Origin of the sequence: Blastococcus saxobsidens, assembly GCF_002938435.1 — a bacterium.
GTDB lineage: Bacteria > Actinomycetota > Actinomycetes > Mycobacteriales > Geodermatophilaceae > Blastococcus > Blastococcus saxobsidens.
Map to the genome: position 1 here is coordinate 1 of NZ_POQT01000013.1, position 15536 is coordinate 15536.

Below are 15536 nucleotides of genomic sequence, written 5' to 3' on the forward strand. Positions count from 1 at the left end.
CGGCCAGCGTGATCGGCAGGACGGAGCGGGTCAGCTCACCGAGCCGCGCCTGCACCCCGGCGGGTGGGGCCGCGCCCCCGGCGGCCCGTGCGGCGCGCCCGGCCTGCGTCGCGGAACCGACGGCGACGACGACGGCCCGGCCGCGGCCGGCCACGACCGTGGTGCCGTCGAAGAGCATGCAGGTGCGGTCGCCGACCTCGGCCCCGGGCGTCGCGGGCAGCGACTTGCCGACCGACAGCGACTCCCCGGTGAGCCCGGACTCGTCGACCTCCAGGTCCTCGGCGTCCAGCAGCCGGGCGTCGGCGGCCACGACGTCGCCGGCCTCGACGAGCACGACGTCGCCGACGCGGAGCGCGGTCGCGGGCACCTCCTCGGCGCCGCCGTCGGTCTCCCGGCGCACGCAGCTGTCCTGCTCCAGCAGCAGCTCCTCCAGCGCGGTCTCGGCGCGGAGCCGCTGCAGGCCGCTGACCAGCGCGTTGATGACGGTGACGCTGCCGACCAGGATCGCGTCGGTGGCGTCGCCGAGGACGGCGGTCGCCGCGGCCCCGGTGGCCAGGATCGGAGTGAGCGGATCGGCCAGCTCGGCGCCGACGGTGCGGGCGAACCTCGCCGGACCGTGGACGACGGGATGCTTCCGGACCCGCTGCGCGGCGGCCGCGAGGCGGGTCGGCGGGTGCGCGTCGTCGCCGGGCAGGTCGGCCAGCCGGCGCCGGACGTCGTCGGGTTCGAGCGCGTGCCACGGGGTGTGCACGGTGGGCGGAGGCACCGGGCGGCGGGCGGTGCGGACGGCGGCCCAGGTGCCGGTGGCCATCGTCGTGGCGGTGGCCCACTTGCCCGGGGTGGTGGCCTTCCGCTGGCCGTGGAGCGGGCTGCCGACGGCGGCGAGCAGGGCACCGAGCACGTTGCCGGTGAGCGAGGCGCTCGCCGCGCGCCGGCCGAACGCCTTCGCGTCCGCCGTCGCGGGAACGATCCGGCAGGCGTCGGCGAGGCCGGACCCGGTGACGAGGTCGGCGCCCCACGCCGGCGCCCGGCCCTCGAGGACGGGGGCCACCGCGATGTCGGCGGCGGTGAGGGCGAGGCCGTCGGTGGCGGAGACCAGCAGCACGCCATGGCCGTCCTCCTGCTGGCCGCGGACGACCGCCACGAGAGCTTCGTCGACGACCTCGTCGGCCAGTCCGGCGATCTCGCGGGCGCTGACGTGCGGGGTGAGGACCAGCCGCAGGCCGGCGTCCGTGGCCGCGGAGAGCAGCGCCTCGGCGTACGGATCGAGCTCGGGGGCGATCGTGACCGTGCCGACCCGCCGGCGTCCGGAGAGCAGCGAGCGGACCTCGCCGCCCGGGGCGTCGTCCGTGGCTCGCGGCGGCCCGAGCCGGACGCCGTCCGGACCGGTGCCGGCGAGCAGCCGGGTGGCCGCCGTCCAGACCGCGGCGTCGTCCCAGTCGTCGTCCTCGCCGGTCGCCTCGACCACCACGCGCGGGCCGGTGCAGAGGGTGGCGCCGTCGACGACGAGGGTGTCGACGCGGTCGAGCCGGCGGTAGGCCGAGCCGTCGAGCGGGAGGACGCCCCGGCGGGACATGAGCAGGCCCAGCGAGGTGGCGAAGGACTCCCGGCCGAAGACGGCGGCGCGCGGGGTGAGCGCCTTCATCAGGTCCGCGGAGCGGCCGGGCCGGCGGGTGAGGGCGAGCAGGCCGAGCGCGGCGGCGAGCTCGGTGGGGCCGAGCCGGGCGCGGTAGCTCTCGACGGGGCCGGCCGGCAGGGGAGCGGGCCGGGACCGCGGGGGTGGCAGCGGCTCGGCGTCGTCGTCCGGTTCGGGCAGGCACAGCTCCCGCTCCCGGCGGCCCCACACCTGGCGCCGGGCGCGCACCTCGAGGGCCCGCTGGATGGCCGCGGCCGCGTTGAGCGCCGGCACGGTGGGGCTCTGGGTGAGGGAGTGCAGCAGTGCGCTGGTGCCCTCGAAGGCGAGCTCGGTGCCGACCGTGCCGATGCGGTCGGAGACCGCCCGCTTGAGCCACTGCTGGGTGTCCAGCAGGGCCATGAGCAGGGTGGCGTGCCGGGTGAGCGCGGGGATCGGCAGCGCCTTGGCCACCGCGGCCACGCCGACGGCGGCGGTGTCGACCGCCGCGGCGGCGATCGCGGCCAGCAGCGGTTCGAGGTCGGCCGGGTGGTCGGGGCGCTCGGGGAAGATGCCGGTGCCGCCGCGCGCCTGCTCGATCTCGGTGACGACGCCGACGACGTCCTCGATGCCGACGCGGCGGGAGTCGACGGCGACGAGCACCCGGCCGACGACGTCGTTGACCGTGGCCCACTCGACGCCCTCGAGCCGTTCCAGGTGGCGGCGCAGCGCGCGCTTGGCCTCCGGGGTCTCGTCGTCGGCGGCGAGCTCGACCTGCAGCCGGTCGCGGTCGCCCCAGACCCGCCGGGTGTGCCGGGCGCTGGGCGGTTCGACCATGCCCTTGGCGGCGTCGACCAGGTCGTGCAGGTGGCCGCGGGGGAGGGGGTCGGCGCCGGTGACCAGGGTGCCGATCGCCCGGGTCCCGGAGACCGCCGCGTGCTTGGCGAGGTGCAGCGAGCCGGACACCCCGGCGCGGACAGCCCGGGTCGTCGTCCCACCGACCAGGCCGGCGCCGACGAGGACCGGGACGGCGGCCAGCGCGGCGGTGTCGGTCGCCAGGGAGGCGAGCTCGTGCGCGGCGCTGCGGGCGGAGGCGAGCCGGCGGAGCAGAGCCATGACGCCCCCTCCGTGTGACGACGGTCACTGTGAACCGTACGTCGCCGGCCGGTCGGCGGCAGCACTCCGATGCGTGGCAGGCCTCGTCGCTCTCCGGGAGGCGGTCCGCGTGCCCCTCCACGGCAGCAGGCCTCCCGCTGACGGCCCGCATCTCACCGACGGTGACCGGATCCCGGTTGCTGCACCCCATCGAGGGACGCGTCTCGGATGGCGCACACCGAGCAGTGCCCTCTTACTGATGGTGATAGGTCGATCACTGTCGGTGGGAGGTATGCGATGTCGCAGGACGCTGTCGCTGCCCTCCGCCCTCCGAACGGGTCGACGCCGGTTCGTCGGGTGCTGCTGCTGGCCGGCCTCGGTGCCGGGCTGTGGTTGGCCGGCTCGGCCGCCTCGTCGGCCGCGGCCGCGGACGCGCCGCCGCCGTCGGCTCCGCTCGCCGCGCCGGTGCAGGCGCTCGCCGAACCGACCGACCGCCTGCTGTCCCGGGCGCCCACCGCGGTGGAACCGGTCGCTGTGGTCGGAGCGCCCGTCGTGGAGCCGGCCGTGGCGCCGGTGGCGCAGACGCCGATCCTCCCCGTGGTCGTCGGTGCGGTGGAGGACGTCGCCGCGCCGGTGGCCGCCCTCGTCCCGCCGGTGCCCGAGCCGCTGGTCCGGCCCGTCCCGGGCGACGTCGCGGACCTGGTGTCTGCTCCGACCGAAATGCCGGTCGCCGCCGACGTGGCCGGTGCGGAGCCCGTGCGCGGGCCGGCATCGTCGACGACGGAGGAGCAGCTCGACGTCCCGACCCCCGCCTCGGACGCCGCCGGTCCCGTTGTCGCCGCCGCCGGGACCCCGGCCGCCGACGGCACGGCAGCGCCGGTCGCCGTCCCCGGCGGGCACGGCATGCCGGTGCCCGGACCGGCCGCTGCGCCGGCGCCGGTGTCGGTCGGCGGACCGTCGTTCCCCGACCAGCCGGCGGCCGACCTGCCCCCGGGAGCGTCTCCCGCCGACGGCGCAGCGCTGGGCGCTGCCGCCGACCGTGCGCGCGACGCCGCAGCCGACCGCGCGTTCGACCCCGCCTTCGCTCCCGACTGAGGGCGCCCTGGTCAGCCCCCGAGCTGACCGCGGCCATCCCACCCGGTCCGATCGGACCGGTCCCTCAGTCAGAGAAGGAACCCCTCATGAACGTGTGGATGAAGCGCGGGCTGCAGACGGCCCTGTTCACCGGCGGCCTGCTCGCCGCCGGTACCGGCCTCGCGTCCGCCGACGAGACCGCGGTGGCGGTGACCGCGCCGGTCACCGTCACGGACAACACGCTGGCGCTGCTGGGTACGGCACCCGGCAGCACGCCGGCCGAGATCGAACTGCCGGCGATCGGTGGCACCGTGGCCGCCGACGTCGGCGGCGTGTCGGTCGCCGTCCCGATCACCATCGGCGGCAACGCCGCCGATGCCGGCGGGCTGGACGTGGCCCAGCCCTCGGCTGCTCCGGCCTCCGGTGGGTCCGCGGGGTCGGCGGTCGACGCGGACGTGCCGGTGACCGTGACCGGCAACGCGGTCGCGGTCCTCGGCTCCGCGACCGCGGCCGGTGCTCCGCCGGCCGACGGCGGCGCTGCGGCGCAGCCGGGCGGCGACGCGTCGCTCGTGGGCGTGGACGTGCCGGTCCTGGTGTGCGGGAACGCGGTGGCGGTCCTGGGTGATGCCGGTGCGAGCTGCACCGCCCCGGCGCCCGTCGCGGGCGGTTCGACGGACGGCGTCGGCGTCGTCGTGCCGGTTCTGGTGTGCGGGAACGCGGTGGCGGTCCTGGGTGATGCCGGCGCGAGCTGCGCCGCCCCGGCGCCCGTCGCGGGCGGTTCGGCGGACGGCGTCGGCGTCGAGGCGCCGGTCACCGTCTGCGGCAACGCCGTCGGGGTCCTCGGCGGTGCGAGCGCCACGTGCACCGGGCCGGCTGCGCCGGTCACGCCGGCCACGCCGACGTCCGGTCGGCCGGGCGCTTCCGTGGGCCTGGTGCCCGCCGGGGCAACGGGATCGCCGCGCGACGGGCTGAGCGGCGGAGCGGCGGTTCTCAGCAGCGCCGCCGGCACCGACGCGACGCTCGCCTACACCGGCACCGCCATCATCCGGGCGCTGCTCGGTGGGTTGTTGGCGTTCGTGCTGGGCCTCGGGCTGACGGTGCTCGGCCGCCGTCGGGCCCACGGTCTGGGCTGATCCGGGAACGACGGGCCCGGTCACCTGTCGGTGGCCGGGCCCGTCGTCCGGTTCGTCCTGGCCGTCACGCCATCTCGGGGACGCGCAGGTGGTGGAGGACGAGGTCGAACTCGGCCACCTCGGTGACGTCCATGTCCATCTGGCGGCTGAACTCCTCGCGCATGCCCATGACGTGCTCGCGGGAGGCCTCCATGGCCGTGCGGTCGGTGTAGACGGCGGTGACGCAGCCCAGGCCGCTCTGCGGCTCGGTCAGCAGGCTGAGGCTGCAGAAGCCGGGTAGGTCGTCCATCCGCGGGACGAGGCTCGTGCGGAAGACGTCGAGGACGCGGTCCATCGTGCCCGGGTCGACGCGGGTCCAGGTGACGCGGGCGCAGGCGTCGTCGCCGGCGGTGTGCATGCGGTGCATGACCGCGATCTCCCACTCCTGCACCTCGGCCCTGCGGGCGCCGAACTGCTCCGTGGCGCGCTCGCGCAGGGCGCGCACCCTCTCGCGGCTGCCGGCGATGGCCTCCTCGCTCTCCCAGGCGGTGGTGACGATGCAGCGACCGGAGTCCCGGTCGCAGAGCATCGACAGCCCGACGCAGCCGAGCATGTCACCGACAGCGGGCATGACGTTGTCGCGGACGTCGGCGATGCCGTCGTCCATGCGGTTGGGGTCGGCGGTGATGGTGGTGGTGCGGGCGTACATGACGCCCTCCCTTCCTGGGACAGGCGCGGCGCCCCTGCGGCGTCGCCGCGAAGGCCATGCTTCTCGGCTGCCGCCCGCTGTCAACGGGTGCGGACGTGGCCCGTCCTCCGCGGCTCAGGATGGAGCGGTCGGGCGTCGGGGGAGTGCGCCGTCCGACCGGTAGGGATCCGGCCGGGGCGACCGGATCCCTGACCGTCTGGGGTCAGCCCGCGACCGGGAACACCTGGCCGTCGACGGCGACGGTCACGGGGTCGAAGATCTCCCGGGTGACCGCCGCGTCGGCGTCGCCCGCGATGCCGCCGAGGTGGCTGAGCACCAGGTGCCCGACGCCGGCGTCCCTGGCCACCCGGCCGACGCCCTCCAGGTCGGTGTGGCTGTCGAGGATGTGCTCGAGCTGCGCTGGAGGGATGTTGGGCTGCTTCTTGTAGAAGTCCGCGTTGATGGCCTCGTGGATCAGGATGTCCGCTTCGGTGGCCAGCCGGACGACGTTGGGGTGCTCGGTCGTGTCTCCGGAGATCACCACCGAGCCGTACCTCGAGTCGAACCGGAAGGCGAACGACGGGAAGACCGGCGGGTGGTTGTTCAGCGTGGCCGTCACGCGGACGTGGTCGTCCTGGTAGATCTGGAAGGGGTCCATCTCCGGGGCCGGGTTGCGGTCGACGTCCGCGCGGGCCGACTTCGGGATCTCGATGTCCTCCGCCTGCACCAGGTCGTCGAGCGGTGTCCGGCCCTCGTCGTGCACCCGGAGGTTGATGTCGTAGGCGTAGGTCTCCAGCAGGTCGCGGACGAACCGCTCGGTGCCGCCGGTGGGTGGCGGGATGTGGACCTCGGCGCCGTGCGGCAACCGCGCCGGCCCGGGACCGAGGACGCGGACCGGTTCGACGATGCCCTTCACGCCCGGGCCCCAGTTGTAGAGCAGGAGGGCGGGCACCTCGCTGATGTGGTCGGAGTGCAGGTGGGTGATGAACAGCGCGCGGAGCCGGTCCATGGTCAGGCCCGCGTCGGTCGCCTGCCGGACCATGCCGAGGCCCGCGTCGATCAGGTAGATGTTGCCGTCGACGACCACCGCGGTGGAGATGCCGATCCGCGGACCCCGGATGGCCGGGCCGGCGCCGGTGCCCAGCGTGACGGCGAACATCCCCTCCTTCGGTACCTGTGCAGGCTGCTCGTCGGTGGCGGCAGCGGCGGACGAGCCGAGGGAGCCCAGGACGCCGGAGGCCACCACGGCGCCCGCGCCGACACCGAAGAGGGTCCGTCGGGACAGGCGACCGAACTCGGGAGAAGTCATGTCAGTCCGTTCCGGCGCCGGCGCACCTGGGGGCCGGCGTCCGTGGAGTCAGATCGGGTGGGACCTGGCTCACACTAGGGCCGAGCCGTGACGCCGGCAGACCCGAGCGCTCAGGCGGGCACGGGTTCCAGCCGGCGCGCGTCGCGCCGGGTCGAGGCCGTGTGCGCGACGGCGGCGGCGACCACGATCGCCGCCGCGAGCGAAGGAGCGGCGAGTGCGGCGTCCGGGCCGAGCCGGTCGACGACGAGGCCGGTGACCGCGGAGGTGAGTGCCTGGCCGACGACGATCGCGGAACCGAGCATCGTCATGGTGGTCGCCGAGCGGCCGGCCGGGCTGTGGGCGGCGGCGAGGCTGTAGAGGGTGACCAGCGTCGGGCCGACGCCGCAGCCGAGGATCGCCAGCGCCACGACGAGGCCGGTCACCGACCCGGCGTTGGCGTAGAGGAGTGCCCCGGCGAGCAGCAGCGACCCGAAGGCCAGCCAGCGCGCCCTGAGCGCGAACCGCTGGGGTAGCGCGGCGGTGCCGAGTGCCAGCACGGCGGAGCCGATGCCCATGATCCCGTAGAGCAGGCCGGCGCTGTCGCCGTCGCCGTCGGCGGCGAGGAACCCGGTGAGGCTGGTCAGGGTGGCGCCGAAGAAGAGGCCGACGCCGAGCGTGCCGACGACGACGGTGAGGAGCTTGAACCGGACGAGCTCGCGGGCGGGCGCCTGCTCGGTGTGCGTCTCGTTCGTGCCCTGGTGCAGCCGCCCGGAGGGGTGCAGGGCGAAGGCGGTGACGAAGACGAACGTCAAGGCGCTGGCGCCGGCGATGGCGACCCACGGGGCGATCGCGGTGGCGAGCAGCCCGACGAGGAACGGGCCGACGATGAAGACCATCTCGTCGGCGGCCGACTCGTAGGCCATCGTGCCGCTGAGCACCTTCTCGCGACGGTCGGGCTGCACCGAGCGGCGGATGATCGCCATCAGCCGGGTGCGGGACATGGGCGCGATCTGCGGCGCCGAGGCGCCGATCAGCACCGACAGCGCGAGGACGACGACGTCGGCCGCAGTGCCGGCGACGACGAGCGGGAACACGCCGAGCAGGGCGGCGTTCGTCAGCCCGACCGGGACGAGCACCCGGCGCTGGCCGAACCGGTCGACGACGGCGCCGAGCAGCGGGCCGGCGAGCGCGGTGCCGAGGCCGGCGAAGGCGGAGTTGAGGCCACCGAGGGTGACCGAGCCGCGCTCGGCGACGACGAGCGTGAGCACCCCGACGATCATCATCGCGAACGGGAGCCGCGCGACGAACGCGAGCGGGAAGTAGGAGAGACCGGCGGAGCGGATGAGCGCGTTGCCGGTCGGGCGCGTGCGGAACATGACCTCTGCTGCTGCGGATCGGGCGTGCCGCCTTGATCCGCCGGCGGAGCCGGCAGCAGGTAGTTACACACGGAACGTTCAGGAACTCCGGCGATCCTAGCTCCCGTCTGTTCAGGTGACCGAAGGGAAACGGCATCCCTGTTGAGCGAAGTGGCTCGCCGACACAGAGCCTCACGGATGTGCCACTGCGTCGGCTGGCGTAGAAGGCAGCGGTTCCGGTTCGTCGCCTGGAACGGCCGGCCGCGCTCAAGGCGCTGGCGGATGCCCGCGGAGGGCTTGAGGGGCGAAAGGGTCGCGTTGGACGAAGGGTGGTCCCGACACAACCGGCCTCCCAGCGGAGACGCGCGGGCTCGTTAGTGTCCTGAACCACTGTTTGTCAGCGTTGAGCGAAGGACGTCGAGCTGTATGGCGGAAGAGGCCTGGCACGAAGCACGCCTGATCCCGACCTCGGGGATCAACGGGGCGGAGGAGCAGGAGCGTCGCGCTACCTCCGCACTCTTGGCGGTGGTGACGGCGGTTCGGGAGTTCGGTCGCGGCCTGACCCAGCCGCTGGGGGCGCCCGCAGGCAACATCCAGGCCTTCATCGAGGTTCCATTCATGCTCGGTGACAAGCGGTGCTACCCCGACGGCCTCATCAGGGTGACGCGCGGTCAGCGAAGCTGGACGGCGCTCGTCGAGGTCAAGACCGGTACGAATGAGCTCGCCGTTGAGCAGCTGGAGAACTACCTCGATATCGCTCGGGAGAACGGATTCGATGCGCTCATCACGATCAGCAACGAGATCCCGCCCTCTGCCGGTCAGCACCCGACCAAGGTCGACAAGCGGAAGCTCCGCAAGGTGGCCATGCATCACCTGCCGTGGAGCCAGATCCTGGCCGAAGCAGTGGTTCAGAAGGAACACCGCGGCGTGGCCGACCCCGACCAGGCATGGATCCTCGGTGAACTGATCCGCTACCTGGAGCACCCTCGATCCGGCGCGCTCGAGTTTGAGGACATGGGGCCCTCCTGGGTTGCGGTGAGGGACGCCGTGAGCGCGGGAACGCTGCGCGCTTCGGACAAGGGCGTGGCCGACGTGGCTGCCCGCTTCGACGCATTGCTCCGCTACGCCTCATTGCGGCTGGGGCGGACCCTCGGAACCGAGGTCGTTCCCGTCGTCAGTCGTCGGGAAGCCGCTGAACCGGCGCTTCGATCCGCTGCCCTGGTTGACGGCATGGTCAAGGAGGGGCGGCTGAACGGCGCCATTCGGATCCCAAATGCCGTCGCCCCCTTGAACATCGAGCTCGATCTCCGCGCGAGCCGGGTGACCGTGCATGTGGACGTCGACGCCCCCAGAGATGGTCGCTCCACCACTCGGGTGAACTGGCTCGTTCGACAGCTGAAGGCCGCGCCGGACTCCGTTCGCCTGGAGGCCTTCGCCTTGCACACCCGCGGACCAGGGGCGGCGGACCTCTTGAAGTCGGTTCGTGAGGATCCCAACTTGCTTATTCAGGACCCCAAGAAGGAGCTTCGGTCCTTCCGCATCGCCCACACAACTCCGCTCGGCACAAAGCGCGGCCGTGGTCGCGGCGCAGCCATCGACTCTGTGCTGGACGCGGTCGAGACGTTCTACGGCGAGGTGCTGCAGCACCTGAAGGCGTGGACGGCCGCGCCTCCCAAGATGCGGGAGGTCACTGACGTGCCCGGGGAGTCACGGACAGCTCTCGTCAGTACAGCGCTCTCGTCCCAGGACGGCGTGGAGCCGGTCGAAGACGGCGAGTCCGGCGCTGACCCAGACGACGGGGGTGACGGTTCCTCCTCCCTGAGTGAGGAGCCGGCTACGTCCTAAGGGTCGCGGACAAAGTGGCAGGTCGTTCAGCCGTCGGAGACGAACCACGGCCGTTGACGGCTGACTCCGGACAGGTGAGATCCGACGCGGACGACGCGCGAGATGCCCGTTCGGTCAGACGTGTGCGCTAACCGTCTCAGGCATAGGTCCGACACCGTTGTCTGGGACCGGCGAACGGGAGGTACGGGGCGATGCAGCGACTCGACGGGCGGCTGGTGCTCAGCCCGACCGACCTCACGGCCCACCAGGAGTGCCGGCACCTGACCCGGCTCGATCTTGGTGTGGCCGCGGGGGAGTGGTCGGCGCCGCAGGTCGAGACGACCGAGGAACTGCAGTTCGTCTTCGACCGGGGCATGGCGCACGAGGAGAAGTACCTCGCGTCGCTGGCGGCCGAGGGGCGGTCGATCGCGCGGATCGAGACGGTCTTCGACGCCGACGGACGCCGTCGGGCCGAGGAGCAGACGGTCGAGGCGATGCGCAGCGGCGTCGACGTCGTCTACCAGGGCACGTTCTTCGACGGCGCCTGGGGCGGGCAGTCCGACTTCCTGCTCCGCGTCGACCGGCCGTCGCCGCTGTTCGGGGACTGGTCGTACGAGATCGCCGACACCAAGCTCGCGCGCAAGCTCAAGGTGGCTGCCCTGCTGCAGATGGCCACCTACGCCGAGCGGCTCACGAAGTTGCAGGGCGTGGCACCGGAGTTCGTCCACGTCGTCACCGGCGACGGCGTCTCGCGGCCGTGGCGGCTGAGCGACGTCGCCGCGTACGCCCGGCGGGCCCGGACCCGGCTGGAGACGTTCGTCGAGGCGCCACCGGAGACCGGGCCGTCGCCGATCGGCTACTGCGAGCAGTGCCGCTGGGCCGAGCGCTGCAACGGCGAGCTGCGGGAGGCGGACGACCTCGGTCTGGTCGCCGGCATGCGCGGCGACCATCGCGACCTCTTGCGGGCGGCGGGCATCCCGACGCTGGAGGCGCTCGCGCTCGCCTCGCCGGAGCAGCTGAAGGCGTCTGGCATCGGCTCCGACGCGCGGACCAGGCTGCAGCAGCAGGCGGCCGAGCAGCTGAAGGAACGGAGGTCGGGGGAGTCGTCGCGAACGCTGCTGCCGCCGGTTCCCGGTCTGGGTCTGCTCCGGTTGCCGCCACCCAGCGCCGGCGACCTGTACCTCGACTTCGAGGGCGATCCCTGGTTCGAGGACGGCGCCGGAATCGAGTACCTCGCCGGGCTGGGCGACCGGTCGGGCGGGTTCACGCCGCTGTGGGCGCACGACCGGCCGGCGGAGAAGGCGATGGTCGCCGAGCTGATCGACCGGATCGTCGCCGCCGCCCAGGCCGATCCGGCGATGCACGTCTACCACTACGCGCCGTACGAGGTGACCGCGCTCAAGAAGCTGACCGGCGGCTACGGCGTCCGGGAGGCGGAGCTCGACCAGCTGCTGCGCGAGGAGCGGTTCGTCGACCTCTTTCCCGTCGTCCGGCAGTCGATGCGGATCAGCAAGGAGTCGTACTCGATCAAGAAGGTCGAGGCGTTCTACGGGCGGTCGCACGAGGGCGAGGTGGCCAGCGGGCTGGGCAGCGTGCTGGTCTACGAGCAGTGGCTGCGCGACGGCGACGCCGCGAAGCTGGCCGCGATCGAGTCCTACAACACCGAGGACGTCGACTCGACCCGCGAGCTGCACGACTGGCTGGAGCAGCAGCGCGCCGAAGTGGAGGCGGCGCACGGATCGCTGCCCCGGCCGGTGACCCAGGTCAAGGCGCCGGACTCGAAGGTGACCGAGGCGCAGGCCGCCGAGCAGGAGCTGACCGAGCGCCTGCACGACGCCGGGCACGAGCTGCTCGGCGACCTCGTGGGCTGGCACCGCCGCGAGGACCGCCCGGCGTGGTGGGAGGTCAACCGCCTGCAGGACCTGGACGCCGAGGAGCTGGAGCAGGACGGCACCGCGCTGGGCGGGCTGACCTTCGAGCGCTACGTGCGCCCGGAGAAGAAGAGCCATCTGTACGAGTACTCGTTCCCGGTGCAGGACACGAAGGTGACCACCGGCGAGGCGCTCGACGTGGACACCGCGAAGAAGGTCGGCGAGGTCTTCGGCTTCGACGCCGCGACCGGGCGGCTGGTGCTGAAGACGACCGCCGCGGAGGCGCCGCTGCCGCGCGGCCTCGGGCCGGGCGGGCCGCTCAACACCAAGAGCCTGCGCGACGCGATCCAGGCGACCGCCGACGACGTGCTCGCGGGCCGCGACTGCCTGGGCGCGGCGCTGGTCGAGCGTCGCGTTCCCGCGGGAACGCCGCTGCTGCCCGGTGAGACGACGACCCAGGCGATCGTGCGGCTCGGACTGGCGCTGGACGGCGAGGTGCTGGCGATCCAGGGCCCGCCGGGAAGCGGCAAGACGACGGCCGCGGCCGAGCTGATCCGCGAGCTGCTGGACGCCGGGAAGAAGGTCGGCGTCACGGCGACCTCGCACGCCGTCATCGGCAACCTGCTGAAGGCGGTCGGGCGCCCGGCGCTGCAGAAGTGCGACGAGAGCCAGCACTGCGGTTCCGACGACGTCGAGTGGTCCGCGGACAACGCCGTCGTGGCGGGCAAGCTGCTGGCCGGCGATGTGAACCTGGTCGGGGGCACGGCGTGGTTCTGGACGCGACCGGACCTGGCTGCTGCCGTGGACGTGCTGGTGGTCGACGAGGCGGGGCAGTTCTCGCTGGCCAACGCGGTGGCGGTGGCCAGGGGTGCGCGGTCGATGGTGCTGCTCGGCGATCCGCAGCAGCTGGCCCAGCCGAGCCAGGCGGTGCACCCGGGGGAGTCCGGCGCATCGGCGCTGGAGCACCTGCTCGACGGCCACCCGACCATCCCCGCCGACCGCGGCGTCTTTCTCGACCGCTCATACCGGATGCACCCGTCGCTGACCCGATTCGTCTCCGGCCTGGCGTACGAGGGCCGGCTGGAGGCGGCGGACGGGCGCGGGGGCGTGGCGGTGCTGGGGGAGGGGGCGCTCTCAGGGAGCGGGCTGCGAGCGGTGCCGGTGCGGCATGAGCTGACGGCGGCGGACAAGAGCCCGCAGGAGGCCGACGTCGTCGCACGGCTGTGGCACTCGGTCCAGAACTCGACGTGGCGTAACCACGAGGGCGTGGAGTCACCGATCGGGCCGGCGGACGTGCTGGTCGTGGCGCCGTACAACGCACAGGTCGGGCTGATCAAGGCGGCGCTGCCGGCCGGGGCCCGGGTGGGGACCGTGGACAAGTTCCAGGGCCAGGAGGCGCCGGTCGTCCTGTACTCGATGACCAGCACGAGCGCCGACGACGCACCCCGCGGAGTCGGGTTCCTCTACGACCTGAACCGGCTCAACGTGGCCGTGTCGCGGGCGCAGGCGCTGGCCGCTGTGGTGCTGAGCCCGCTGCTGCTGGACGCGCCGGTGCGGACGCCGGACCAGCTGCGCCGCGTGAACGCGCTGTGCCGGCTGGTGGAGTCGGCGACGCCCGTCCCGGTGGACCCGGACATGGGGATTTGATGCGGTCGATGCGCCGCTCGGCCGGCTGACGCCCGCGGCGCCGAGGGTCAGCTGCGGGACGCCACGGGCTGGTTCTTGGCCCACAGGAGGAACTGGGCCGCCTGCTGCAGGTCGGGGACGTCGTTGCCGACGAGCGACCGCAGCAGGTCGTTGCTCCAGGTGGCCAGGCGACCGATCGTCCACGTCGTCTTCGCGGCCGGCGGCAGGTCCAGGTCGAAGACCAGCTTGACGAGCTCCTTCTTGCCGTCGGTCGCGGCCGAGTAGCTCAGCACCGGCAGCCACCGGTCGGGTTCCACGACGCACAGCACCTTGGTGAGCAGCGGCTCCTTGTTGAACGACGGGAGGCCGATGCCCTTCTTCCCGTCGATCAGCTGGGTGAGCCGGTCCTCCAGGCGCAGGCTCTCGGGGCCGTAGAGCAGGTGCTCGATCGACTCCCGGACCAGGTGCGCCGCCTTGTCCTGGCCCTGGGTCTTCCAGGCCCGGTTGAGCCCGGACATGTTGCCGGGCGAGGCGATCGTGGCCGAGTTGGCGAAGTGCAGGAGGTCGTCGGCCGGTGCGGTGGACAGGCCGTCACGGCTGAACAACTCCTGATAGCGCGCGCGGTACTCGGCGACCTCGGGGTCGGGCTCGGGCCGGTCGAGCAGGAACTCGGCCTGCAGCATCGCCACGCGCTCGCGGATCTCGTGGCGGACGGCGGCGGGGGTGGGGAACTCGGCGTGCAGGGAGTCGATCGTCTGCACCGCGGGGCGGCCGGGGTCGCGCTGGGCCTCGCCGCGGAGCCACTCGGTGCCGCACTCGTTGCAGTGGATGAGCAGCCGGCTGTCGAACTGGGGCGTGCCGTTGATGTCTTCACTCGAGCAGTTCGGGCAGGCGATCAGCGCCATGAGTTCTCGTCCTTCGGTTGTTCCGTGCGGGAGCACAACGTGTGATCCGTGGGGGAGGACGTCGGCCAGGACGGCGGGCTACAAGCGCTCGTCGCCGTCGGATGGATGACCTGAGCTTCCCACGTCCCGCGTGTCCGGCCGTCCTCCTGGGCAGGAACGGACGCGCGATCTGTCCTTGCTGCCCTGGGTCCTGGCCGCCTCCTCGGGTCTGTTGTGAACGGCCGACCCAGTCGTGGTCTGATGCCTGTCAGGTGTTCGAGGCCGGCATCGGAGCCGGTCCGCTCGGTAGGAAGGTGGGCTCGTGACCGGAACTGGTGAGGTTCTGCTCGAGGTGGACGGCGGCGTCGCGATCGTGACGCTCAACGCGCCGGACCGGCGGAACGCGCTGACGCCCGGGATGGCCGACGAGCTGATCGCGACCTTCTACGAGGTGGACGCCAAGCCGGAGGTCGGCGCGTTGGTCATCCGCGGCGTCGGCAAGTCGTTCTGCGCGGGTGGCGACGTGGCGACGCTGACCTCGGCCGGGAAGGACCCGGCGGCGCCCGATGCCTTCGACGGCATGGGCAAGATCTACGACTCCTTCTACCGGCTGGGCCAGGTGAAGGTTCCTACGGTGGCGGCGGTGCGCGGGTCCGCGGTAGGCGCGGGCATGAACATGCTGCTGGCGGCGGACCTGCGGATCGTGTCGAAGGATGTGCGGCTGCTGGCCGGTTTCCTCAAGCGCGGCATGCACCCCGGCGGAGGTCACTTCGTGATCCTGTCCCGGCTGATCGGTCGCGAGGCCGCGGCCGCGATGGCGCTGTTCGGCGAGGAGATCAACGGCGAGAAGGCCGTCGAGCTCGGGCTGGCCTGGGAGTCGCTGGACGACGCCGCGGTCGAGGACCGTGCGCTCGAGTTGGCTCAGCGCGTAGCGGCTGACCCGGAGCTGGCGCGGGTGGCGGTCGGCAACTTCCGCAAGGAGGTCGTCAACGGTGCTATCCCGTGGGACGTCGCCATGCAGTCCGAGCGCCCCGCCCAGATGTGGTCGATGCGCCGCTCGGCCGGCTGATCCCGCGGCGCCGGCGTCAGCTGCTCGTTGCCAGGTCT

At 73.1% G+C, this 15536-nt stretch carries 10 protein-coding genes; 5 read left to right on the top strand and 5 right to left on the bottom strand.

The window, feature by feature from the left end; genetic code table 11:
• A partial coding sequence (locus tag C5507_RS09885; protein ID WP_487246492.1) for a P-type ATPase actuator domain-containing protein occupies positions 1–2728 on the bottom strand: 2728 nt, incomplete at its 3' end.
• Between the two features lie 276 nt (positions 2729–3004).
• On the opposite strand from C5507_RS09885, the gene C5507_RS09890 reads away from it, so the two are divergent.
• Together C5507_RS09890 and C5507_RS09895 are read left to right on the top strand one after the other, a co-directional pair.
• Positions 3005–3802 (top strand): hypothetical protein, encoded by a 798-nt coding sequence (locus C5507_RS09890; protein WP_130504228.1) that lies wholly within the window; start codon positions 3005–3007, stop codon positions 3800–3802.
• Between the two features lie 86 nt (positions 3803–3888).
• Positions 3889–4914, top strand: coding sequence for a hypothetical protein (locus C5507_RS09895; RefSeq protein WP_104528362.1), 1026 nt, complete (start codon positions 3889–3891; stop codon positions 4912–4914).
• A 64-nt stretch (positions 4915–4978) separates the two neighbouring features.
• Here C5507_RS09895 and C5507_RS09900 read toward each other — a convergent pair whose 3' ends face one another.
• The 3 genes from C5507_RS09900 to C5507_RS09910 all read right to left on the bottom strand — a co-directional run bounded on the left by C5507_RS09900 (position 4979) and on the right by C5507_RS09910 (position 8245).
• Positions 4979–5602 (bottom strand): antibiotic biosynthesis monooxygenase, encoded by a 624-nt coding sequence (locus C5507_RS09900; protein ID WP_104528363.1) that lies wholly within the window; start codon positions 5600–5602, stop codon positions 4979–4981.
• 202 nt (positions 5603–5804) lie between these two features.
• Positions 5805–6890, bottom strand: coding sequence for an MBL fold metallo-hydrolase (locus C5507_RS09905; protein WP_207225762.1), 1086 nt, complete (start codon positions 6888–6890; stop codon positions 5805–5807).
• Between the two features lie 110 nt (positions 6891–7000).
• Positions 7001–8245 carry an MFS transporter gene (locus tag C5507_RS09910; protein ID WP_104528364.1) on the bottom strand — a complete coding sequence of 415 codons (1245 nt, stop codon included), beginning with the start codon at positions 8243–8245 and terminating at the stop codon, positions 7001–7003.
• Positions 8246–8650: 405 nt separating this feature from the next.
• On the opposite strand from C5507_RS09910, the gene C5507_RS09915 reads away from it, so the two are divergent.
• Positions 8651–10069 (top strand): hypothetical protein, encoded by a 1419-nt coding sequence (locus tag C5507_RS09915; protein ID WP_207225760.1) that lies wholly within the window; start codon positions 8651–8653, stop codon positions 10067–10069.
• Positions 10070–10260: 191 nt separating this feature from the next.
• Positions 10261–13566 carry a TM0106 family RecB-like putative nuclease gene (locus C5507_RS09920; RefSeq protein WP_104528365.1) on the top strand — a complete coding sequence of 1102 codons (3306 nt, stop codon included), beginning with the start codon at positions 10261–10263 and terminating at the stop codon, positions 13564–13566.
• Between the two features lie 47 nt (positions 13567–13613).
• On the opposite strand, the gene C5507_RS09925 is transcribed toward C5507_RS09920, so the two are convergent.
• Positions 13614–14450 carry a hypothetical protein gene (locus C5507_RS09925; protein ID WP_104528366.1) on the bottom strand — a complete coding sequence of 279 codons (837 nt, stop codon included), beginning with the start codon at positions 14448–14450 and terminating at the stop codon, positions 13614–13616.
• Between the two features lie 301 nt (positions 14451–14751).
• Between C5507_RS09925 and C5507_RS09930 the strand changes: the two genes are divergently transcribed.
• Positions 14752–15498, top strand: a complete 747-nt coding sequence (locus C5507_RS09930) for an enoyl-CoA hydratase-related protein (protein ID WP_104528367.1) — start codon at positions 14752–14754, stop codon at positions 15496–15498.
• Positions 15499–15536 lie beyond the last annotated feature (38 nt).

Bases quoted from the DNA above. Each gene is read 5' to 3' on its own strand.
- C5507_RS09890 (WP_130504228.1), top strand. From the start codon at position 3,005: ATGTCGCAGGACGCTGTCGCTGCCCTCCGCCCTCCGAACGGGTCGACG.
- C5507_RS09895 (WP_104528362.1), top strand. From the start codon at position 3,889: ATGAACGTGTGGATGAAGCGCGGGCTGCAGACGGCCCTGTTCACCGGC.
- C5507_RS09900 (WP_104528363.1), bottom strand. From the start codon at position 5,602: ATGTACGCCCGCACCACCACCATCACCGCCGACCCCAACCGCATGGAC.
- C5507_RS09905 (WP_207225762.1), bottom strand. From the start codon at position 6,890: ATGACTTCTCCCGAGTTCGGTCGCCTGTCCCGACGGACCCTCTTCGGT.
- C5507_RS09910 (WP_104528364.1), bottom strand. From the start codon at position 8,245: ATGTTCCGCACGCGCCCGACCGGCAACGCGCTCATCCGCTCCGCCGGT.
- C5507_RS09915 (WP_207225760.1), top strand. From the start codon at position 8,651: ATGGCGGAAGAGGCCTGGCACGAAGCACGCCTGATCCCGACCTCGGGG.
- C5507_RS09920 (WP_104528365.1), top strand. From the start codon at position 10,261: ATGCAGCGACTCGACGGGCGGCTGGTGCTCAGCCCGACCGACCTCACG.
- C5507_RS09925 (WP_104528366.1), bottom strand. From the start codon at position 14,450: ATGGCGCTGATCGCCTGCCCGAACTGCTCGAGTGAAGACATCAACGGC.